Consider the following 21,150-nt stretch of genomic DNA (forward strand, 5'->3'; position numbering starts at 1 on the left):
GTGAGCGGGTCGGCACGGCTGGACACCAGCGTCGCGCACAACGCGCGGGTGTGGAACTACTGGATCGGCGGCAAGGACAACTACGAGGTCGACCAGCGGGTCGGCGAGCATGTCGCCGGGATGTTCCCGCTCATCCGGGAGATCGCGCGCGCCGACCGCTGGTTCCTGGGACAGGCGGTGCGGTTCCTCGCCGACGAGCGCGGGGTGCGGCAGTTCCTCGACGTCGGCACCGGGCTGCCGACGGCCGACAACACCCACGAGATCGCGCAGCGCGTCGCGCCCGAGTCGCGGATCGTGTACGTCGACAACGACCCCATCGTGCTGGCGCACGCCCGTACGCTGCTGACCGGGACCGCCGAGGGCGTCACCGACTACATCGACGCCGATGTGCACGACCCGGCCCAGATCCTCGAACGCGCGGCGGGCACCCTGGACTTCACCCGCCCGGTCGCGGTGATGATGCTGGGCATCCTGAACTTCGTCCTGGACTTCGAGGCGGCCCGGGACATCGTCCGCAAGATGATGGCCGACGTCCCCTCCGGCAGCTTCCTGGTGCTGACGCACCCCACCCACGACAGCGAGGTGGGCGGTGAGGGCCAGATCCCGGCGATGAAGTTCTGGAACGAGAACGCCACCCCGCCGATCACCGCACGCGGCGGCGAGGAGATCGCCGCGTTCTTCGAGGGCCTGGAGCTGCTGGAGCCGGGCCTGGTGTCCTGCTCGCGCTGGCGCGGCGAGGCCGACTCCCTCGCGGTGGTGCCGCAGTACGGCGCGGTGGCCGTGAAACCCTGACGGACGTACGGCACGCACCGGACGTACCGACCGTGGAGGACGTATGACCACCCTTGCCGATCCCGTCCCCGGCGGGCGTCCCGGAGAGGTCGATCGGGCCGGCGCGCTCGCGGGCGAGCTGTCGGCGAGAGGCGTGCACGGGATCGTCCTGGCCTATGTCGACACGGCGGGCATCGGCCGGGTGAAGACGATCCCCACGGCCGGGCTGGCCTCGGCGGCAGCCTGGGGCGTCGGGATGTCGCCGGTGTTCGACACGTTCCTGGCGAACGACCACATCGTCGCGACCGATGTGCTGGGCTCCCCGGACGGCGACCTGCGTCTGTACCCGGACCTCGACCGGCTCGTGGCCCTGGCCGGGCAGCCCGGCTGGGCCTGGGCGCCGGTCGACCGGATCACCCAGGACGGGGAGCGGCACCCCGGCTGCTCCCGCACCTTTCTGCGCCGCGTCGTCGCGGAGGCGGCCCGCGAGCACGGGCTCGCCTTCAGGGCGGGCATCGAGATCGAGTGGGCGGTCGGCCTGGACTCGGCGCCCGCGGGGGAGTTCGTCCCGGCGGCCACGGGACCGGCGTACGGCGCGACCCGGCAGATCGAGCTGAGTGAGTACACCGTCGAGCTGCTGGCCGCGTGCGCGGCGCAGGGCGTGGACGTCGACCAGATCCATCCGGAGTACGCGCCCGGCCAGTTCGAGATCTCGGTGGGCGCGCTCGACCCGGTGGCGGCGGCCGACCGCAGCGTCCTCGTCCGTCAGACGATCCGCGCGCTGGCCCGGCGCCACGGCCTGCGGGTGTCCTTCTCCCCCGCCGTCGTGGCGGAAGGCGTCGGCAACGGCGGGCACGTTCATCTCTCCGCCTGGCGGGACGGCAGGAACCTGCACGCGGGCGGAGCGCGGCGGCACGGCATGACGGCCGACGCGGAGGCGTTCGCGGCCGGGGTGCTGGCCCGGCTCCCGGCCCTCACGGCGGTGACCGCGCCCAGCCCGGCGAGCCATCTGCGCCTCAAACCGTCCCAGTGGGCCGGGGTGTTCACCGCCTGGGGCCTGGAGACCCGCGAGTGCGCGCTGCGTCTGGTGCGCGGTACGGCGGGCCGCCGCGCGGAGCAGGCGAATCTGGAGGTGAAGCCGGTCGACCTGGCCGCCAACCCGTACCTCGCCCTCGGCTGTCTGATCGCCGCCGGGCTGGCCGGGCTCGCGTCGGGCGCCGTCCTGCCCGAGGAGAGCGACGGGGACCCGGCCCTGCTCGACGCCGGGGAGGCCGCGGCCCGGGGCGTGCGCCGGCTGCCGACCTCGCTCGCCGGGGCGCTCGCCGAGTTCCGGGGGGACGAGGTGCTGCGGACCGCGCTCGGCCCGGTCCTCGCCGACGCGGTGAGCGCCGTACGGCAGGGCGAGATCGACGCCGTCGAAGGGCTCGACGACGAGCGGGTGGCCGCGGCCTACCGCTGGAAGTACTGACATGACCGGCGGACCGGTCCACGAGGCCCTCGCCGAGCTGGAGCTGGTGGACCACCACTGCCACGGTGTCGTCATCGACCCCCTGGACCGGCCCGGCTTCGAGGCGTTGCTCACCGAGGGCGACCGGTGGCCCGGCGTCTCGGCCTTCGACACCCCCGCCGGGGTGGCCGTACGCCGTCACTGCGCGCCGCTGCTCGACCTGGAGCGGCACGCCCCGGCCGACGTCTACCTGGCCCGGCGCGCCGAACTGGGTCCGCGGGAGGTGAACCGGCGGTTCCTCGCCGCCGCCCGGACCGGCGTGTTCTGCGTCGACACGGGGTTCGCCCCGGACCGCATCACCACGCCCGCCGAGCTGGCCGCGGCGGCCGCGGCCGGCGCTCCGGCGGTCGCCCACGAGGTCGTCCGGCTGGAGTCCGTCGCGGAGGCCGTGGCCGCCCGGGGTGTCGAGGCCGACGGGTACGCCGACGCGTTCCGGGCGGCCGCCCTGGACGCGGTGCGGCGGCCGGGGGTGGTGGCGGTCAAGTCGGTGGCCGCCTACCGGACCGGCTTCGACCTCGACCCGGCCCGGCCCCCGGACGCCGAGGTCACCCGGGCCGCCCGGCGCTGGCTGGCGGGCGGCGGACGGCTGGCGGACCCGGTGCTGGTCCGGCACCTGCTGTGGACGGCCGTCGACCTGGGACTCCCCCTCCAGTTGCACACCGGCTTCGGCGACAACGACATCCGGCTGCACCGGGTGGACCCGAGCCTTCTCACGGACTGGCTGCACCTGACGGCGGGCACCATCCCGGTACTGCTGCTGCACTGCTGGCCCTACCAGCGGCAGGCCGCCTATCTGGCCGCGGTGTTCGAGCAGGTCTACCTGGATGTGGGGCTCACCCTGCATCATGTGGGTCCCCCACGAGCGCGGGCGGTCCTGGAGGAGGCGTTGGAGATCACACCGTTCCGCAAACTGCTGTACAGCTCCGACGCCTATGGTGTTTCGGAGTTCTACCGGCTCGGCGCGCTCGCGTTCCGCCGGGGCCTCGGGGATCTGCTCCAGGACCGGGTGGACGCCGACGAACTGAGCCTTCCCGACGCGCTGCGCCTGGCACGCTGGGCCGGAGCGGACAACGCCCGCCGGGTCTACCGGCTTCCCGACGGACACTGAAAGTATGATCAAACAATGTCTGACTTGACCGATACCACGCCGGGTTGGCTGACCTCCGACGAACTGGAGATGGCACGCGCCCGTATGCCGATCCTGTACGTCGAGGCCGTGCCCGTGCGCGTCGACGACAGCGGCGAAGTCACCAGCGTCGGCCTGCTGCTGCGGATGGGACCGGACGGCAACGTCAGCCGGAACCTGGTCTCCGGGCGGGTCCTGCACCACGAGCGCGTCCGGGACGCCCTGTTGCGCCACCTGGAGAAGGACCTCGGTCCGGTGGCGCTGCCCCGGGTGCCGACCTCGCTCCAGCCGTTCACGGTGGCCGAGTACTTCCCCACGCAGGGCGTCACGCCGTACCACGACCCCCGTCAGCACGCGGTGTCGCTGGCCTACATCGTGCCGGTGACCGGCGACTGCCGTCCCCGACAGGACGCGCTGGACCTGGTGTGGTTCAGCCCGCAGGAGGCCGCCTCGCTCGCGGTGCAGAGCGAGATGTCGGGCGGGCACGGGTTCCTGCTGCGGCAGGCCCTGGCCCACGTCGGCCTCTCGGCCTCCTGAGCGTGATCCCCGCGCCGGCCGGCCGTCGCGCCCTGGTGGGCGCCGCCCGCAGTCGCCCCTGCACCCTCGTGGTGTGCAGGGGCTGCTGCTGCGGCGACGCCCGCAAACACCCCGGCTACGACCACGCCTGGCAGCTGGAGCGGCTGCGGGCGGCCGCCGCCGACTCCGCAGGCGCCTTCGAGGTCCGGACGACCGACTGCCTGGGCCCCTGCGACCAGGCCAACGTGATCGTCGTCCAGCCCTCGGCCGGCGGACGCCGGGCCGGCGGCCGGGCCACCTGGGTCGGCTTCGCCATGGACGACGACTGCACGGACGAGATCCTGACCTGGGCGGCGGCGGGCGGCCCGGGGATCGCGGCGCCGCCCCTCACGCTGGAACTCCAGTTCATCAGCCCGCCGCGTGCCGAGCGGGTGCGCAGCCGCAGGTGACTCCCGCGCGCGCCAACCTCCCTTGCGCGCAAAGCGGTTGGGGCTCTCGGAGCCTTCTGGCGTAGGTTGGCCCGATGGGGGCGACAGCACAGCGGCAGTCCGCGGAACACGAGGTCCGCAAGGGCGGGGCGGCGCGCTCGTCGGTGCTGATGGCCCTGGGCACGATCGTGTCCCGGGCGACCGGGCTGATCCGCCAGGTCCTGCAGGCCGCCGCCCTGGGCACCGGCCTGCTGGCCAGTACGTACAACACCGCGAACACCGTGCCGACCAGCCTCTACACCCTGCTGATCGGCGGCGCGCTGAACGCCGTGCTGGTGCCGCAGCTGGTGCGGGCGCGGGCGACCCATCCGGACGGCGGGCGGGGCTACGAGCAGCGGCTCGTCACCCTGGTCATATCCGTCCTCGCCGTGGGGACGGCGCTGGCGGTGTGGGCGGCCCCGCAGATCGTCTCGCTGTACATGCGCGACACCCCGGACAACCACGAGGCGTACCGGCTCACCGTGGTCTTCGCCCGGTTCCTGCTCCCGCAGATCTTCTTCTACGGCCTGTTCAACATCTACGGACAGGTCCTCAACGCCCGCGAGCGGTTCGGCGCGATGATGTGGACGCCGGTCCTCAACAACGTCGTGCTGCTGGGCATGTTCGGCGCCTACCTCGGCCTGATGACCGTGCCGAAGGAGGTCGCGGACATCACCGACGCCCAGGTCCGGCTGCTGGGCGTCGGGACGACCGTCGGCATCGCGATGCAGGCCCTCGCGCTGGTCCCGTTCGCGCGGGCCGCCGGGTTCCGGTTCCGCCCGCGGTTCGACTGGCGCGGCTCCGGCCTGGGTTCCGGTGTGCACGCCGCCAAGTGGACCCTGCTGCTCGTCCTGACGAACCTCGTCTCACTGACCGTGGTGACCAACTACGCCACCACGGTCGACCAGAGGCTGCCGGCCGCCGGCGCGGGCTACACGGCCTACACGTACGCGCAGACCATCTGGATGCTGCCGCAGTCGGTGGTCACCGTCTCCCTGGTGACCGCGCTGCTGCCGCGCATGAGCCGCGCCGTGGCCCAGGGGCGGATCGCGGACGTCCGCGCCGATCTGTCGCGCGGGCTGCGGGTGAGCGGGGTCGTCATCGTCCCGGCCGCCTTCCTGTTCCTGGCCCTCGGCCCGCGGATCGCCACCCTGCTGTTCGCGCACGGCGCCGCCGACGCGGCCTCCGCGCAGCCGCTCGGCCACATGCTCCAGGCGTTCGGACTCGGCCTGATCCCGTTCTCCGCGCAGTACCTCCTGCTGCGCGGCTTCTACGCCTTCGAGGACACCCGCACGCCGTTCTTCCTGGCGCTCTGGATCGCGGCGGTGAACATCGCCCTGGCCACCGCCTGCCATCTGCTGCTGCCCGACCGCTGGGCGGTGACCGGTATGGCCGGGGCGTACGGTGTGTCCTGTCTGGCGGGGCTGGCCCTCACCGCGCGCCGGCTGCGCGGCCGGACGGGCGGCCGTCTGGACGACGGCGCGCTGCGGCGCACGTACACCAGGCTGCTGGTGGCGGCGGGCCTGGCCGCCGTCGCGGGCCGGGCGGCCGACGCCGCGTGCGCGGGCGCGCTGGGCGGCGGCACCGTGTCGACCGCGGCCGCCCTCGCGGCCGGCTCCCTCACCCTCGTCCTGGTCTATCTCGGGGTGGCCCGGCTGACGAAGGTCGACGAGCTGCGGGGGCTACGGGGGCTGCGGCGGCCGTAGGATCGCCCGCCTCGGTGAGCAGGCCGGCCAGCGTGGCGCGGGCGCGGGCCACCCGCGAGCGGACGGTGCCGACCGGGCAGCCGCTCGCCTCGGCCGCCTCCGCGTAGGGCAGCCCCAGCAGCTGGGTCAGCACGAACGCCTCCCGCCGGTCCTCCGGCAGCGCGGCCAGCAGATCCAGCAGGACGACACCGTCGTCGAAGCCGGGCAGTCCGCGCGGCTGGGCCAGTTCGACGGCCGCCTGCCAGTCGGCCCGGTCCGACAGGCGCGGCCGGGCGGCGGCCGACCGGAAGCTGTCCATCACCGCCCGGCGCGCGATGGACAGCAGCCACGCCCGCGCCGAGGAACGTCCCTCGAACCGGTGCAGGCCGCTCAGCGCCCGCAGGAACGTGTCCTGCACCAGATCGTCCGCCACCTGCGGGTCGGCGCTCAGATGGGCCACGTACCGCAGGACGTCGTGGTGCAGGGCGCGCACGAACCCCTCGACGGCCGCCACGTCCCCGCCCCGCGCGGCCAGCGCCAGCGCGGTCGTCGACTCGTCGGCCGGTGCCGCCTTGCCGGCCCGCTTCGCGCGTTCCGCGCCGTGCGGTGTGCGGTGCTTCCCGGCCTTGACGGTGTCGTGGAGCCTGCGGTGCTTGTCGGCCTTGCCGTGCCCTGCGGTCATGGCGCCTCATCCTGGCAGCGGGGCCGCGGGGCGTCACCCGGGGTCGGGCGAATTCACAGCCGGCCCGGCAGACTCACAGCAGGGGACGGCGCGGACACATCATCGCGGCCCGGGAAAAACAACGAAGGCCGCTTCCACACTTTCGTGGAAACGACCTTCCGACCTGCGATGAAGCTGGTCGGGACGACAGGATTTGAACCTGCGACCCCTTGACCCCCAGTCAAGTGCGCTACCAAGCTGCGCCACGTCCCGTTGCCCGCCTGACCTGGGGTTTCCCCTGGCCGAACACGCATGGAAACCATACCGCACTCGGGTCGATGGTCGCGCACCCGTTTCCCGCGCCCCGGCCGTCGGGCACCGTCATTCCCCCGTGGTCGCCCCCAGTTCCGGGTACGCGTCGAGCAGTCGCGTCGGGGCCGCCTGGCGCCAGGAGTCGGCGAGGATGTCCCGCAGCTCGTCCTCGTCCTCCAGGGCGGCGAGGCGGGCCCGCACCCAGGCGAACTGGGCCTCGTGGTCGGCGATCCAGAACTTCCCGGGCTCGGCCAGCACCAGTTCGTCGCGCTCCTCCTTGGGGCAGCGCACGGCGAGGGAGGTCTCCTCCTCGGGCAGCGTGGCGAACATCTTCCCCGCGACCCGGAAGGTGGGCATGTTCCAGGAGATCTTCTCCGTGGTGTCCGGCAGGGACAGGGCGATACGGCGTACGTCTTCGGCGTCCGGCATGCTCCGCACCGTAGCCGCTGCCACTGACAGTCACCCGACGCCGACGTGCTTGTAGTACAGGGTGGTGGGGCGCAGGACCCCGGCCGGGCTCGCCGCGTAGTCCGGGATCATCCCGGCCCTGGTCCACCCGGCGGTGCGGTACAGGTGCTCGGCGGGGCTGTCGGTCTCGGTGTCCAGGTGCAGCAGGGTGACACCGACCGCGACGGCGCTCCGCTCGGCGGCGGTCAGGAGGGTGCGGCCGAGGCCCTTCCCGCGGGCGTCCCGGTGGACCACCAGCTTGACGAGCTCGGCGCGGTGGCGGCTGTTGGGCTTGTCGGGGAAGGCCAGGCCGACGGTACCGACTACCCGGTCCCCGTCCTGGGCCGCCCAGACCGCGAGCTGCCCGGCGGCGACGCCCTCCGCGCGGCCCTTCCACCAGTCCTCGGCCGCCGCCCGGTCCAGCGGGGCCAGGAAGCCGAGCGAGGCGCCGTCGTCCACCGCGTCGATCAGCAGGTCGGCCAACTCCGCCACGCGGGCGCGCAGTCGGGGGGCGTCGAGCCGGGTCACGGTCATGGCAGCACCACCGCGAGCACGTACCGCACGTCCTCGTCGCCCGCGCACCGGAACCGGGTCGGGCCCCACACCCGCAGGCGCAGGCAGTCCCCGGCGCCGAGGTGATGCCCGGTGTGCTCGGCCGTCACCTCCAGGGCGCCCTCCAGCACCCAGATGTGCTGTTCCAGGCCCGCCACGGGCGGCCGGTCGTAGGCGATGTCGGCGCCCGCGGCGAGCCGGCCCTCGACCAGTTCGCCGCGCAGCGCGGGGTGCGGCGGCGACACGGAGCGCCGGACAAAACCGGAGGCCCGGTCCTCCCAGACGGACTGCTCGTCGGCGCGTACCAGCGGCGCGGGCTCCGCCTCCACCTCGCTGAGCAGCCGGGACATGGTCCGCCCGTAGACATGGCACAGCCGGTTGAGCAGCGCGGCGGTCGGACTGGTCTCCGCCCGCTCGGCCCGCGAGAGGGTGGACCGGCTGACCCCGCTGCGTTCCGCCAACTCCCCCAGCGACCAACCGCGTTCGGCCCGCAACTCGGCCAGCCGCCCGGCGATCCGCACATCGACGGGGTCCGGCCCCCCGGCCGTCTCCGCTCCGCCTGCCTCGTGTCTCATATCCGGGACGCTATCCCTGATATGAGACGCCCCTGTTACGGAAGGCTCACACCCGGGCGGCCTCGGTCAGCGCCTCCAGCACCGGCCGGATCAGCGGATGCCCCTCCGCTCCCCGGCGGACGGCCGCGAAGACCCTCCGGGTCGGCGCCACCCCGTCGACCGGCCGTACGACCACCCCTGTGAGGTCCATGCCGCGCAGCGCCGAACGCGGCACGAGCGCCACGCCCGCGTCGGCCGAGGCCAGTGCGACGACCGCGCGGAAGTCGTCCGAGGAGTGCTCCAGACGAGGCTGGAAGCCGGCGTTCTCGCAGGCCAGGACGACCACGTCATGGCACGGGTTGCCCGGGTAGGGGCCGATCCACGGGTCCTTGGCCAGTTCGGCGAGCGGAACCTCGGGGGCGTCGGCGAGACGGTGACTGACCGGGACGACCGCGTCGAAGGGCTCGGCGTAGAGCGGGACGTGCGCGAGCCTCGGATCGTCGGCGGCCGGGGCCCCGCGGTACTCGACGGCGACCGCGACATCGACCTGCCGGTCGAGCACCATCGGCAGACTGGCGTCGCCCTCGGCGTCCTGGACGCGGATCCGGATCCCCGGGGCGGTACCGGCCAGCCGGGCCACCGCGGGCGCCACGACCAGGGCGATCCCCGTCGCGAAGGCGGCGACCGTGACCGTGCCGGCGGCGCCGGAGCTGTAGGCGGCCAGTTCCGCCTCGGCCCGCTCCAGCTGGGCCAGTACGGCGTTGGTGTGGGTCAGCAGGATCTCGCCGGCCGGGGTGAGCCGTACGCCCTTGGCGCTCCGCTCGACCAGCCGGTGGCCGGTCTCCTGCTCCAGGGCCGTCAGCTGCTGGGAGACGGCGGACGGGGTGAGATACAACGCGGCGGCAGCCGCGGTCACCGTGCGGTGGTCGGCCACCGCACGGAGGATGTGGAGCCGCCGCGCTTCGATCATGGCTCGATTATCGCAATATGTCCGAGCCCCTCAGACCCTCTCCGTCCCGGACGGCCACCGGCCGGGACCGCCTCCGGCCCCAGCCCCGCCGCGTTCAGACCGTCTGCGGCTCGGACGCTTCCAGTTCCGACCGCGCCGCGACGAAGGCGTCGACGGCACGGTCGACGTCGTCCGTGGAATGCGCGGCGGACAGCTGGACCCGGATGCGGGCCCGGTCCTGCGGCACCACCGGGTAGGAGAAGCCGATCACGTACACCCCGCGCTCCAGCAGCAGTTCGGCCATCCGGCCCGCCTTCGCCGCGTCGCCGATCATCACCGGCGCGATGGCGTGGTCGCCGGGCAGGATGTCGAAACCCTCGTCCGTCATCCGGCGTCGGAACAGCGCGGTGTTCTCGGCGAGCCGCACCCGCAGGTCGTCGGCCGACTCCAGCAGGTCGAGGACCTTCAACGAGGCGGCGGCGATGACCGGGGCAAGGGTGTTGGAGAAGAGGTACGGACGGGAGCGCTGGCGCAGCAGCGCGACGATCTCCGCCCGGGCGGCCACATAGCCGCCGGACGCGCCGCCCAGCGCCTTGCCCAGGGTGCCGGTGATGATGTCGACACGGTCCATCACACCGTGCAGCTCGGGGGTGCCACGGCCGCCGGGACCGACGAAGCCCACCGCGTGCGAGTCGTCGACCATGACCATGGCGTCGTAGCTCTCGGCGAGGTCGCAGATCTCGGCGAGGGGCGCCACATAGCCGTCCATGGAGAAGACGCCGTCGGTGACGACCAGCCGGCGCCGCGCGTCGCAGGCGTCCTTCAACTGCCGCTCCAGGTCGGCCATGTCACGGTTGGCGTAGCGGAACCGGCGGGCCTTGGACAGCCGGATGCCGTCGATGATCGAGGCGTGGTTGAGGGCGTCGGAGATCACCGCGTCCTCGGGGCCGAGAAGCGTCTCGAAGACTCCTCCGTTGGCGTCGAAGCAGGAGGAGTACAGGATGGTGTCCTCCTGGCCGAGGAAGGCCGACAGCCGGGCCTCCAGCTCCTTGTGCACCTCCTGCGTTCCGCAGATGAAGCGCACCGACGCCATGCCGTAGCCCCAGCGGTCGAGGGCCTCGTGGGCGGCGGCGACGACCTCGGGGTGGTCGGCGAGGCCGAGGTAGTTGTTGGCGCAGAAGTTGAGGACCTCGCCGGGCCGGCCGCCCGAGGTCACCGCGACCGTCGCCGACTGCGGGCTGCCGATGACCCGCTCGGGCTTGTGCAGACCGGCGGCGCGGATCTCGTCGAGTGTGGCGCGCACGTCGTCACGCACGGAGTCGAACATCAGGAAGCTCCTAAGAAACGCAGGAAACGCAGGAACGTGAGAATCGCAAGTGCCGCAGGAAACGCAGGGGGCCTACGCGGTCCAGTCGAGGATGACCTTGCCGCCACGGCCGCTCGCCGCGTCGGCGAAGGCCGCCTCGAAGTCGCGGTAGCCGTACCGGCCGGTGATCACGGGGGCGAGGTCGAGGCCGCCCTCCAGCAGCACCGACATCGCGTACCAGGTCTCGAACATCTCGCGGCCGTAGATGCCCTTGATCGTGATCATCGAGGTGACGATCCGGGCCCAGTCGACGGGGAACTCCTCGGCGGGCAGCCCCAGCATGGCGATCCGGCCGCCGTGCGTCATGTTGGCGATCATGTCGCGCAGCGCCGCGGGCCGGCCGGACATCTCCAGACCGATGTCGAAGCCCTCGCGCAGCCCCAGCTCACGCTGCCCGTCGGCGATGGTCTCCTGCGACACGTTCAGCGCGAGGCTCGCACCGATCTTGCGGGCCAGCTCCAGCCGCTCCTCGCTGACGTCGGTGACGACGACGTTGCGGGCACCCGCGTGCCGGGCGACCGCGGCGGCCATCAGGCCGATCGGTCCGGCGCCGGTGATCAGGACGTCCTCGCCGACGAGCGGGAAGGACAGCGCGGTGTGCACGGCGTTGCCGAACGGGTCGAAGATCGCCGCGATGTCGAGGTCCACCGGCACCCGGTGCACCCACACGTTGGCCGCGGGCAGCGCGACGTACTCCGCGAAGGCGCCGTCACGGCCGACGCCGAGCCCGACGGTGGCCCGGCACAGATGACGGCGCCCGGCGAGACAGTTGCGGCACTTGCCGCAGACGAGGTGTCCCTCGCCGCTGACCCGGTCCCCCACCTGGATGTCGGCGACATCGCGGCCGGTGCCGACCACCTCGCCGACGAACTCGTGCCCGAGCACGAGCGGGGTGCTGATCGTCTGCTGCGCCCAGCCGTCCCAGGACCGGATGTGCAGGTCCGTGCCGCAGATACCGGTGCGCAGCACCCTGATCAGCACGTCGCCGGGCCCGACGACCGGCTCGGGAACGTCCGCGAGCCACAGTCCGGGCTCCGCCTTCTCCTTGACCAGCGCCTTCACGCTACGGCTCCTGTGGTGAGGGCCCGGCATGAGCAGCCCGAAGGGCCCCGCATCCGGGAAGACATGTGGATTCGCCCAGCAATCTGCCGCACTTCACCGGCCCGGTCCATCGAGCTTTTCTTAAGCGCCGCCACAGCTCCGCTTCACACGGGTGGCCCCGCTCGCCCGGACCGGCTTCCCGCACACCACGGTGGGGCGTGCCACCCTGGACCGCAACCCTCGCAAGGCCGGCCGACTGACCTGGAGCCCTCGATGACCACAGCACGGGACCTGTTGCTCGTCGCGATGGACGTGACGCCCGCGCGCCCCGCCGGGCAGGGCGAACTGTCCCTGGCCCTCGCGGGCGCCGAGGTGATCGATCTCGTCGGGACCGGGGCGGTGGCCCTCGACGGCGACCTTCTCGTGCCCGCACCGGCGCCCGCACCGGACGACCGCCTCCTGGCCGAGGCCGCGGCGTCACTCGTACGGACGACGCCGTACGAGTCGGTCGAGGACTGGCTGTGGCGGCGCGGCAGCGGCCTGGCCGCGGCCTATTCCGCCCGGTTCGAGGCGGACGGGCTGGTCGGCCGGGCGCGCCACGGCCGGCTCCCGTTCCGGTCCGCGGTGACGGAGCCGCTCGACTCACCGGCCCGTCGCCACGCCACCGGGCGCTGGGCGGCGGACGAGCCGGTCCTCGCCGCGCTGGGCGCCGCCGTGGGTCTGCGCGAGGAGCCCGACGACGGCTTCCCGGACCTTCCCGGCGACACGGTCGTGACGGTGCTGGCGGCGGTCGGCGACGCGGTGGCGGAACTCGAGGCCGTACGACAGCGTCGCTCCATCGAGGACGCGGCCTTCGACAACATCTGGCGGGCCCCCTGACCGGCGCGCATCACGGCTCCGGGAACCCGCCGCTCTCCCGCCGCTGAAGGTGTCCGGCGAGTTCGGCGGCCGTCGACTTGATGGTCTCCAGGCCGGCCTTCCCCCAGGGCCGGGGCGTGAGATCGGCGACGCACACCGTGCCCAGCACCATGCCGCTCGTGTCGATGAGCGGGGCGCCCAGGTAGGAGCGGATGCCGTACTCGTCGACGACCGGGTTGCCCGCGAAGCGCGGGTAGTCGCCCACGTCCTCGAGCACCAGCGCCTTGCGCCGCGCGACGACATGCGGGCAGTAGCCGTAGTCGCGGGGCAGTCGGCGGCCCACCTCGGGTTTGCCGCCGCGCGCGGCCCGGCCGCCTGCCGGGGTGTGCAGCCCGGCGAAGAACTGCCGTTGCTCGTCGAGGAAGTTGACCATGGCGTACGGCGCTCCGGCCACCTCGGCCAGGCGGTCCGCGAAGGCGTCCAGGGCGGGCTCCGGCTGTGCCCCGAGGCCGAGTCTGCGCAGCCTGCGGGCACGGGCGGGAGCTTCCCTGTCCTCCGGCGTGAGCAGCAGACGACCGGCCGGGCGCGGCGGGTCGTAGCTCATGTCCGGGTTCCGTCGCTGTGGACGTACGTCATATGCGGCTCCGGGGCGTTGGGTGCGGGGATCACATGTGGGCGCCGCGGCTCGGCTGGGGTGCGGCCGGTGCGTGGGCAATGAGGTGTTTGACGAGGGTGAGCAGGGTCTGGACACCGGACGCGGAGATCCGGGCGTCGCAGCGCACGACGGGGACGTCCGGGGCGAGGTCGATGGCGGCGCGCACCTCGTCGGGGTTGTAGCGGTGGGAGCCGTCGAACTCGTTGACGGCGATGATGAAGGCGAGGCCGCGTTCCTCGAAGAAGTCGACGGCCGCGAAGCACTCCTCGAGGCGGCGGGTGTCGGCGAGGATGACCGCGCCGAGGGCGCCCTCGGACAGTTCGTCCCACATGAACCAGAACCTCTGCTGGCCGGGTGTGCCGAACAGGTAGAGGACGTGGCTCGGGTCGAGGGTGATGCGGCCGAAGTCCATGGCGACGGTCGTCTCGACCTTGTTCTCGATGCCGTCGAGGTTGTCGGTGGCGGCACTGACCGTGGTGAGCAGTTCCTCGGTGCTGAGCGGCGCGATCTCGCTCACGGCGCCGACGAAGGTCGTCTTGCCGACCCCGAAACCGCCCGCGACCAGGATCTTCAGCGCCGTGGGAAAGGGGTCGGAGCCGCCGCCGTCACGGGCGCCGTACTCGCGGTGCTCGTCGTACTCGTCGTACTCAGAGCTGTCGTCGTAGTCCATCGAGCACTGCCTCCAGAAGGGCCCGGTCGGTGGGGATGTGGTGGTACTCGGGGGGCTTGGTGGTCAGCGCCCCGCAGTCGAGGAGGTCGGAGAGCAGCACCTTGGTGACCGCTGCCGGCAGCTTCAGATGGGCCGCGATCTCGGCCACCGACACGGGCGCGCGGGTCAGGTGGAGCGCGGTCGCGTGTTCGGGACCGAGGTAGCCGAGGGGGGTCGCCCCGGTGGCCATCACCTGCGACATGAGGTCGAGGGCGACGCTGGGCTTGGTCCGGCCCCCGCTGACCGTGAACGGGCGCACCAGCCGCCCGGCCGCGTCGTCGAGCCAGGGCCCGTCGCCGGCCGCCGCCACGCTCAAGGCCCCATCACCGACGGTTCGACGGCGTGCTGCCGGGGCGCGGTCATGAGATACGGCCGGACGCTCTTGACGAGCATCGACATCTCGTAACCGAGCACCGCCGCGTCGGCCTCCCGGCCGGCGAGCACCGCGAGACACGCGCCGGAACCCGCGGTGGTGACGAACAGCAGCGTCGAGTCGAGTTCGACGACGACCTGCCGCACGTCCCCGCCGTCGCCGAACCGGACGCCGGCGCTACGGCCGAGGGAGTACAGGCCGGAGGCCAGGGCGGCCATGTGGTCGGCGCTGTCCGGGTCGAGGCCGTGGACCGACTTCACCAGTCCGTCGCAGGAGAGCAGCACCGCGCTCGTGGTGTGCGGTACGCGCTGCACGAGGCCGCTCATCAGCCAGTCGAGATCGGATACCTGGCCGGTCGGCGCATCGCTCGCCATGGTGGATCGACTCCTTGGGGTACGAAGGTCTGCGGGAGCGCTGGGGGTGGGGGTGGGGGTGACAGTGCTCATCCGGCTGGTGCGCTCCCGTCGTGCCGGGCGGTGGATCGGTCGGGACCGGGCAGGTCCGGCCCGTCACCCGCGCCGTACGCCTCGGGCGGCGCGGCGGCGGGCGTGGGGGGCGCCTGCGGTATGCGGGACGGGTGCGGCGGTCGTACGTCGGCGTCGGCGTCGGCGGGGAGGGTCACCGGCCGGCCCTGTGCCGCGCTCCCGCCCGGGGCGTCCCCGACCGGGGCGCCGTCGCCCACGGCACCGTGGCTTCCGGCCCCGTGGCTTCCGGGCCGCCGGCCGTGGTCCGACGCCGGGTGGGCGGCCGGGTCGGGCAGGACTTCGAGGGGGGCCGGCGGGCGGAACGGCGCCGGGTCCGGGACGTCCGCCTCCAGGCTCTGCTGGGCCTCGGCCAGGCCGATGCCGCGCTGGAAGGCCGCCATCAGGCCGGGGTCGTGGCCGGCGGGCTGCTCGGAGTCCTGGCGCGGGGCCGGGCCGCCGCGCAGCTGGGGCACGATGTGCTCCTGGGCACGGCGGCGGGGCAGTTGGGGCTTGCCCATGGTGCCGCGCACCGCGCCGACGCGCGGGGTGGGCGCGATGCCCGCGTGTTCCTCGACGACGGGCCGGTCGCCGCGCCGGATGCCGGGCACGGCCTCGGCCGGGTTGGGCCGTGCCGTGCGGGCGCCCCGGACGGGCAGCGGCGCGGGTGCGCCCGGCCGCTGCGGCATCGGCTCGGCGGGCGCGGCACCGAGACGCGGGGGCGGCGCGGCGGCTCGGACCGGGCCGGAGCCGCTCGGGTGACCCTGCGGGGGCGGGGCAACCACGGGCACCCCGGACCCGGGCGTGTCCCGCGTCGGGGACGGCGCCGGCGCCTGGCTCTGCACCGCGCCCGGGGCGTTCCACGCCTCCGGCGCGCCGGCCGACGGGCCGGGGCGCGGTGCGCCGCCCTGCGCCCGCGCCGGGTCGAACGACCGCCCGGCGCCGTCGGTGTCCCGTCCCGGGGACGGCACCGAGGACCCACGCGTGCCCGGCGCGTCCTGCGGATGCGCGAAGCCCGTGGGACGGCCCCCGTCCGCGGTGCGCCGCGGGCCGTGCGGCTGTCCGGGATCGGGGGTCCGGGCGGCGCGGGACTGCGGGGCGGGCGGCAGGGGCGGCCGTGCCGGATCGGCCGCCGCGGGGGGTGCGGCGGGCACGAGGGGCAGGCCGGCGCCGTCGGTGTCCGGTCCGCTCTGTCCCGCCCCGAGCACGCCCGGCGCGGAGCCCAGCAGCGCCTGCGGCACGACGAGGACGGCCTGGACGCCGCCGTAGATGTTGCTCTGCAGACGGACCCGGATGCCGTGCCGCCGGGCGAGCTGGGAGACGACGAACAGGCCGATGCGGCCGTCGGCGAGCAGACGGCCGACGTTGACCTGGTCGGGGTCGGCGAGCAGGGCGTTCATCCTGCTCTGCTCCTCGACGGGCATACCGAGCCCGCGGTCCTCGACCTCGACGGCGAGTCCGGAGGTGACGAGGTTCGCGCGCAGCAGCACCTGGGTGTGCGGGGCGGAGAACACCGTGGCGTTCTCGACGAGTTCGGCGAGCAGGTGGATGACGTCGGCGACGGCGTGGCCGCGCAGTTCGCCGTCGATGGGCGGGACGAGTTTGACCCGTGCGTACTGCTCGACCTCGGCGATGGCGGAGCGCAGCACCTCGGTCATGGAGACCGGGTTGCTCCACTGCCGCCGGGAGACGGCCCCGCCGAGGACGGCGAGGTTCTCGGCGTGCCGGCGGATACGGGTGGCGAGGTGGTCGACGTGGAAGAGGCCCTTGAGGAGATCGGGGTCCTCGATCGCGTTCTCCAGCTCGTCGAGGATCGAGATCTCGCGGTGCACCAGGGACTGAAGGCGCCGCGCGAGATTGACGAAGACCTCCAGCTTCTGTTCGCTGCCGGCCTGGCTGGACAGCTGCGCGGCCTGGACGACGGCGGTGACGGCCCCTTCGTGGGCCCGGGCCAGGTCGGCGGCGAGCAGCTCGAAGTCGTCGGCGTCGCCGGGCGGTCCGCCGCGCGAGGTGCGCCGGGGCGGCACCTCGCCGCGGCGCAGCGCCTCGATGACGGCACGCAGCTCGGCCTCGCCGCGCGCGCTGCCGCGGCGCAGGGCCGCGACACGGTCGCTGACCGAGCGGGCGGCGCGGTCCGCGGCCACGGCGGCGATCACGATGCCGAGGCCGGTCACCGCGACGGCACCGGCGAGGACCGCCCACAGGGTCACGCCGGGGCGGACGTCGGTGGAGCGCACGGTGAACAGGACGACCGCGCAGGCGCTGAGGGCGACCGCGGTCGGCGGGAGCACGGCGAGCCGCAGCAACTGGGGCCGTATATGTGTCTCGGCCGACGCCGGTGCGGGGCGGGCGACCGGCCGCCCGTGCCGTCCGCCCTCACGGCGGTCGGCGCGTGTGGCGGGTGCGCGGAGGTGAGACATCGGTGTCCTCGTACTGGTCCGTCGAGCCTGGCTGTCGGTCGGGAGGGCCGAAGAATTCGGCCCGGTGTCGCCCGACGGCCACTCACAGTAGTCGGCAACGTGTCAGGTGCGGTGGGCAGTTGACAAAGTCACCCGGCGAGCGTCCCGCTCTGGTATGAGGCTTCGCACGACAGACCGATAAGGCCGCACCACCCGGAGGACAACACGGAAAGAGTGCGATCAGACCTGGTCAGAGATGGTCCGGAAACGACCGTGCGGGCCGGGGAGTTTTTCACTCCCCGGCCCGCACGGTCGAACGCCTCCGGCCCGGTCAGCCCGCCGGGACCACCTCCGGCGTATCGCCGCCCTCGACGACACCCCGGCTTTCGTCACTCTCGGTATCGGCTTTGGCCTTGGTTACCGTCGCGGTCAGGGGCTGCCATCCGGCGGCCGGCGCGAGTGCCGCATCCCGCCACCACGGCTCGCCCGGGACGGTCTCGGCGGCGGGCTCGAAGGGCTCGCCGGGCCGGGGCAGGGCGGCCCGCGCCCCGGCGGCCCGTGCGGCGGCCAGGGTGCCCTCCCCCGGGTCGGTCCACGCGTGGGTGGCGAGGTTGAACGTGCCCCAGTGGATCGGCAGCATCACTCCGCCGGGACCGCCCTGGAGGTCCAGGTGGGCACGCATGCCCTCCTCGGGGGTCATGTGGATGTCGGGCCAGAAGTCCGAGTAGGCCCCGATCTGGATCATGGTCGCGTCGAACGGGCCGTGATCGGCGCCGATCTCCTTGAAACCGTCGAAGTAACCGGTGTCACCGCTGTGGTAGATCCGGTGCTCCTCGCCCGCGACCACCCAGGAGGCCCACAGGCTGTGCTGGGTGTTGCGCAGCCCGCGGCCGCAGAAGTGCCGGGCCGGGGTGGCGGTCAGGGTGAGCCCGCCGACCTTCGTCGCCTCGTGCCAGTCCAGCTCGCGCAGCCGGTCGGCGGAGACGCCCCAGTGCTCGAGGTGGGCACCGACACCGAGCGGCACGGCGAACAGGGTGTCCGTGTCCGCGAGTGCCTTGATCGTGGGCAGGTCCAGATGGTCGTAGTGGTCGTGGGAGATGACGACGACGTCGACCGGACCCAGCGCGGCCAGCGACAGCGGGACCGGGTGCAGCCGCTTGGGCCCCGCGAAGGGGAAGGGGGAGCAGCGCTCGCCCCAGACGGGGTCGAACAGGACACGCTGCCCGTCGATCTCCGCGAGCACGCTGGAGTGCCCCATCCAGGTCAGCCGCAGACCCGTGGCCGGCGGCTTGGCGAGGTCGGCGAGCGTGGTGGGGTGCACCGGTACGGTGCCCGCGGGGGCGCGGCGGGGGCGCTGTTCCTTGTCGAAGAAGATCTTGGCGAAGTCGAGCGTGGAGCCCGAGGGACGGGTCCGCGCCGGGCCGCCCGGGTTCTGGAAGACCCCGTCCTTGAAGTGGGGCGATCTGCGGATGCGCGCCAGGCGCTCGCCGCTCGGATCCGCGCCGAAGGCCGCGGGCTGTAGAGCGCGGAGCCCGGAGCTCAGGGAACGGAAACCGGACACGGTACCTCCAGGGAAGTCGCTGAGGCATTCCATTATGGTTGCCCGCTCCGACAACGCCGGGGTCACCCCACTCATTCCGCCGGACGACGCCGGCGTATCCCGCTCATTCCGCCGCGACCTGCTTTGACATCTCGTCCCTGCGTTCTTTGACACCCCGTCCCCGCGTTCCGATACTGACCCACTGTTCAGTACCAGCCGTTTCAGCCGTACCGGCCCGCCGGTCGAGGAGTCCGTATGACCGCCCCCTTCCTGTCGCTCACCTGGACCGATCACGTCACCGGGCGCCAGGGCCACCTGGTCGTCGACCGGCTCGTGCGCGGCGTGTGCAGCGGCGGGCTGCGGATGCGGGCGGGCTGCACCCTGGAGGAGGTGACCGGGCTCGCCCGCGGCATGAGCCTCAAGGAGGCGCTGCACTACGACCCCGAGGCCCGCTACGTCCCGCTGGGCGGAGCCAAGGGCGGCATCGACTGCGATCCCCGGGACCCGGAGGCGTACGGACTGCTGGTGCGGTACCTGCGGGCGGTGCGGCCGTTCGTGGAGAGCTGCTGGACCACCGGCGAGGACCTGGGGCTGACCCAGGACCTGGTGGACCGGGCGGCCGCCGAAGCGGGGCTGGTGTCGTCCGTGCAGGCGGTCTACCCGCTGCTGGACGACGAGTCCGCCGCCCGCGACCGGCTCGCCGCCGCCTTCGCCGTCGAGGTGGACGGCATCGGCCTGGACGAGCTGGTCGGCGGCTGCGGGGTCGCCGAGTCCGTGCTCACCGCGCTGGACCGGGCCGGGGTGGCGTACGCCGGGACGCGGGTCGCCCTCCAGGGGTTCGGCACCATGGGCGGGGCCACGGCGCGGTTCCTCACCCGCGCGGGGCTGACCGTGGTGGCCGTCGCCGACGTGAAGGGCACGATCGCCTGCCCGGCCGGTCTCGACGTGGAGGCGCTGCTGGCCGCGCGGGACGCCCACGGCACGGTGGACCGCGCCGTGCTGCGCCCCGGAGACCTCGAGCTGCCGGGCGACGCCTGGCTGTCGGTGGAGGCGGAGGTGCTGGTACCGGCCGCGGTGTCGTACGCCATCGGGGTCGAGGAGCAGGAGCGGATCGGCGCCCGGTGGATCGCCGAGGCCGCCAACATGCCGGTCCTGCCGGAGGCGGAGAAGCTGCTGCACGCGCGCGGGGTGAGCGTGCTGCCGGACGTCGTCGTCAACTCCGGGACGAACGCCTGGTGGTGGTGGACGCTGTTCGGCGACATCGGCGCGGACGCGGCGGAGGCCTTCGCGTACACACGCCGCTCGATGCGCGCCCTGGTGGAACTGGTGCTGGCCCGCGCCGAGACGGACGGCACGACACCCCGGGCCGCCGCGCACACGATCGCCGAGCAGCGGCTGCCGGTGATCGCGGAACGCTTCGGGCGGTACCGGCCCGCTCCGTGAGCGTCCGCCGCCACGGACCGCCCCGTCATCGCTCGCGCCGACGGAATAGGGTGACGGCGTGGTGAGGGTCCGGTTGAGTGTGGCCGAGCGGCGCGAGGAGCTGCTGCGGGCGGCCATCGAGCAGATCGAGGCGCGGGGCGTGGCGGCGGTCAGGATCGCCGACGTGGCCGCGGCCCTCGGTGTGAGCAACGCCCTGGTGCTCTACCACTTCTCGACGAAGGAGAAGCTGGTCGCCGACGCGTTCGCCCACGCGGCCGAGGGCGACCTGGCGCGGCTGCGCAAGCTGGTCGGCCGCCGTACCACCGCACTGCGCCGGCTGCGGTCGGCGGTGCGCTGGTACGCGCCCACGGGCCAGGCCAAGGGCTGGCGGCTGTGGATCGAGGGCTGGGCGGTGTCGCTGCGCGAGCCCGCGCTGCGGGAGGTCGCCCGGGACCTCGACCGGGAGTGGAAGGCGGCGCTCGCCGAGGTGATCGCGGAGGGTGTGGCCGCGGGCGAGTTCCGGTGCCCCGACCCGGCCGGCACGGCCCTGCGCCTGACGGCCCTGCTCGACGGCCTCGCCGTACAGCTGACGTCCTACGCGGGCACGGTGTCCCGGGCCCGCGCCCAGGAGTGGGTCGACGAGGCACTGGCCCGTGAACTCGGTCTGAGCCCCGAAGCGTTGAGCACCCAGAAACCCTGAGAAACCGGCTCCCGCCACGTTCCCGGACCCCGGCAGGACCGCCGACCACCCCGTCCGTGGCACAGGGCCGACGCGCGCG

Annotated in this window: 22 protein-coding genes and 1 tRNA gene; 9 read left to right on the forward strand and 14 right to left on the reverse strand. The window is 73.6% G+C overall.

Annotated features, from left to right (window positions below; translation table 11 throughout):
* From ACFVYS_RS02510 to murJ, 6 genes are all read left to right on the forward strand, one after another.
* Window positions 1-792 carry an SAM-dependent methyltransferase gene (locus tag ACFVYS_RS02510; RefSeq protein ID WP_389498103.1) on the forward strand — a complete coding sequence of 264 codons (792 nt, stop codon included), beginning with the start codon at window positions 1-3 and terminating at the stop codon, window positions 790-792.
* 43 nt (window positions 793-835) lie between these two features.
* Entirely contained in the window at window positions 836-2,239 is a 1,404-nt protein-coding gene (locus ACFVYS_RS02515) for a glutamine synthetase (RefSeq protein ID WP_389498105.1), read from the forward strand.
* Window position 2,240: 1 nt separating this feature from the next.
* Entirely contained in the window at window positions 2,241-3,386 is a 1,146-nt protein-coding gene (locus tag ACFVYS_RS02520) for an amidohydrolase family protein (protein ID WP_389498107.1), read from the forward strand.
* Between the two features lie 15 nt (window positions 3,387-3,401).
* Window positions 3,402-3,941 (forward strand): NUDIX hydrolase family protein, encoded by a 540-nt coding sequence (locus ACFVYS_RS02525; protein ID WP_389498109.1) that lies wholly within the window; start codon window positions 3,402-3,404, stop codon window positions 3,939-3,941.
* A gap of 2 nt (window positions 3,942-3,943) precedes the next feature.
* Window positions 3,944-4,369, forward strand: a complete 426-nt coding sequence (locus ACFVYS_RS02530; protein WP_389498111.1) for a (2Fe-2S) ferredoxin domain-containing protein — start codon at window positions 3,944-3,946, stop codon at window positions 4,367-4,369.
* A gap of 74 nt (window positions 4,370-4,443) precedes the next feature.
* Window positions 4,444-6,093: a murein biosynthesis integral membrane protein MurJ gene (gene murJ, locus ACFVYS_RS02535; RefSeq protein WP_389498113.1), complete on the forward strand. Its 1,650-nt coding sequence runs from the start codon at window positions 4,444-4,446 to the stop codon at window positions 6,091-6,093.
* Here murJ and ACFVYS_RS02540 read toward each other — a convergent pair.
* The 8 genes from ACFVYS_RS02540 to tdh all read right to left on the reverse strand — a co-directional run bounded on the left by ACFVYS_RS02540 (window position 6,008) and on the right by tdh (window position 11,975).
* Window positions 6,008-6,754 (reverse strand): sigma-70 family RNA polymerase sigma factor, encoded by a 747-nt coding sequence (locus tag ACFVYS_RS02540; protein ID WP_389498115.1) that lies wholly within the window; start codon window positions 6,752-6,754, stop codon window positions 6,008-6,010. The genes murJ and ACFVYS_RS02540 overlap by 86 nt on opposite strands.
* A gap of 175 nt (window positions 6,755-6,929) precedes the next feature.
* A tRNA-Pro gene (locus ACFVYS_RS02545) sits at window positions 6,930-7,006 on the reverse strand.
* Between the two features lie 108 nt (window positions 7,007-7,114).
* Window positions 7,115-7,474 carry an MmcQ/YjbR family DNA-binding protein gene (locus ACFVYS_RS02550; RefSeq protein ID WP_389498117.1) on the reverse strand — a complete coding sequence of 120 codons (360 nt, stop codon included), beginning with the start codon at window positions 7,472-7,474 and terminating at the stop codon, window positions 7,115-7,117.
* A gap of 30 nt (window positions 7,475-7,504) precedes the next feature.
* On the reverse strand, window positions 7,505-8,026 hold the full coding sequence (locus ACFVYS_RS02555) for a GNAT family N-acetyltransferase (protein WP_389498119.1): 522 nt from the start codon (window positions 8,024-8,026) through the stop codon (window positions 7,505-7,507).
* Window positions 8,023-8,619, reverse strand: a complete 597-nt coding sequence (locus ACFVYS_RS02560) for a helix-turn-helix domain-containing protein (protein ID WP_389498121.1) — start codon at window positions 8,617-8,619, stop codon at window positions 8,023-8,025. The genes ACFVYS_RS02555 and ACFVYS_RS02560 overlap by 4 nt, the downstream gene beginning before the upstream one ends.
* Before the next feature lie 46 nt (window positions 8,620-8,665).
* Entirely contained in the window at window positions 8,666-9,568 is a 903-nt protein-coding gene (locus ACFVYS_RS02565) for a LysR family transcriptional regulator (protein ID WP_389498123.1), read from the reverse strand.
* A 94-nt stretch (window positions 9,569-9,662) separates the two neighbouring features.
* Window positions 9,663-10,874, reverse strand: a complete 1,212-nt coding sequence (locus ACFVYS_RS02570) for a glycine C-acetyltransferase (RefSeq protein ID WP_389498124.1) — start codon at window positions 10,872-10,874, stop codon at window positions 9,663-9,665.
* A gap of 72 nt (window positions 10,875-10,946) precedes the next feature.
* Window positions 10,947-11,975 carry an L-threonine 3-dehydrogenase gene (gene tdh, locus ACFVYS_RS02575; RefSeq protein WP_389498126.1) on the reverse strand — a complete coding sequence of 343 codons (1,029 nt, stop codon included), beginning with the start codon at window positions 11,973-11,975 and terminating at the stop codon, window positions 10,947-10,949.
* Between the two features lie 252 nt (window positions 11,976-12,227).
* On the opposite strand from tdh, the gene ACFVYS_RS02580 reads away from it, so the two are divergent.
* Window positions 12,228-12,833 carry a GPP34 family phosphoprotein gene (locus ACFVYS_RS02580; RefSeq protein ID WP_389498128.1) on the forward strand — a complete coding sequence of 202 codons (606 nt, stop codon included), beginning with the start codon at window positions 12,228-12,230 and terminating at the stop codon, window positions 12,831-12,833.
* A gap of 10 nt (window positions 12,834-12,843) precedes the next feature.
* Here ACFVYS_RS02580 and ACFVYS_RS02585 read toward each other — a convergent pair whose 3' ends face one another.
* From ACFVYS_RS02585 to ACFVYS_RS02610, 6 genes are all read right to left on the reverse strand, one after another.
* Entirely contained in the window at window positions 12,844-13,416 is a 573-nt protein-coding gene (locus ACFVYS_RS02585; protein WP_389498129.1) for a GAF domain-containing protein, read from the reverse strand.
* Between the two features lie 61 nt (window positions 13,417-13,477).
* Window positions 13,478-14,137, reverse strand: coding sequence for an ATP/GTP-binding protein (locus tag ACFVYS_RS02590; protein WP_389498131.1), 660 nt, complete (start codon window positions 14,135-14,137; stop codon window positions 13,478-13,480).
* A complete protein-coding gene (locus ACFVYS_RS02595; protein ID WP_020129490.1) occupies window positions 14,115-14,486 on the reverse strand; it encodes a DUF742 domain-containing protein in 372 nt (123 codons plus the stop codon). The genes ACFVYS_RS02590 and ACFVYS_RS02595 overlap by 23 nt, the downstream gene beginning before the upstream one ends.
* A 2-nt stretch (window positions 14,487-14,488) precedes the next feature.
* A complete protein-coding gene (locus ACFVYS_RS02600; RefSeq protein ID WP_020129489.1) occupies window positions 14,489-14,923 on the reverse strand; it encodes a roadblock/LC7 domain-containing protein in 435 nt (144 codons plus the stop codon).
* Window positions 14,924-14,991: 68 nt separating this feature from the next.
* Window positions 14,992-17,430 (reverse strand): ATP-binding protein, encoded by a 2,439-nt coding sequence (locus tag ACFVYS_RS02605; RefSeq protein ID WP_389498133.1) that lies wholly within the window; start codon window positions 17,428-17,430, stop codon window positions 14,992-14,994.
* Between the two features lie 310 nt (window positions 17,431-17,740).
* Window positions 17,741-18,970, reverse strand: coding sequence for an MBL fold metallo-hydrolase (locus tag ACFVYS_RS02610; protein ID WP_389498135.1), 1,230 nt, complete (start codon window positions 18,968-18,970; stop codon window positions 17,741-17,743).
* A 234-nt stretch (window positions 18,971-19,204) separates the two neighbouring features.
* Between ACFVYS_RS02610 and ACFVYS_RS02615 the strand changes: the two genes are divergently transcribed.
* Together ACFVYS_RS02615 and ACFVYS_RS02620 are read left to right on the forward strand one after the other, a co-directional pair.
* On the forward strand, window positions 19,205-20,392 hold the full coding sequence (locus ACFVYS_RS02615; protein WP_389498137.1) for a Glu/Leu/Phe/Val dehydrogenase dimerization domain-containing protein: 1,188 nt from the start codon (window positions 19,205-19,207) through the stop codon (window positions 20,390-20,392).
* Between the two features lie 58 nt (window positions 20,393-20,450).
* The gene (locus ACFVYS_RS02620) at window positions 20,451-21,071 is read left to right on the forward strand and encodes a TetR/AcrR family transcriptional regulator (RefSeq protein WP_389498139.1); all 621 of its coding nucleotides are present in this window, start codon (window positions 20,451-20,453) and stop codon (window positions 21,069-21,071) included.
* The last annotated feature ends 79 nt before the right edge of the window (window positions 21,072-21,150 follow it).

Origin of the sequence: Streptomyces sp. NPDC058295, from assembly GCF_042880655.1 — a bacterium.
In the GTDB taxonomy this organism is placed as follows: Bacteria; Actinomycetota; Actinomycetes; order Streptomycetales; family Streptomycetaceae; genus Streptomyces; species Streptomyces coriariae.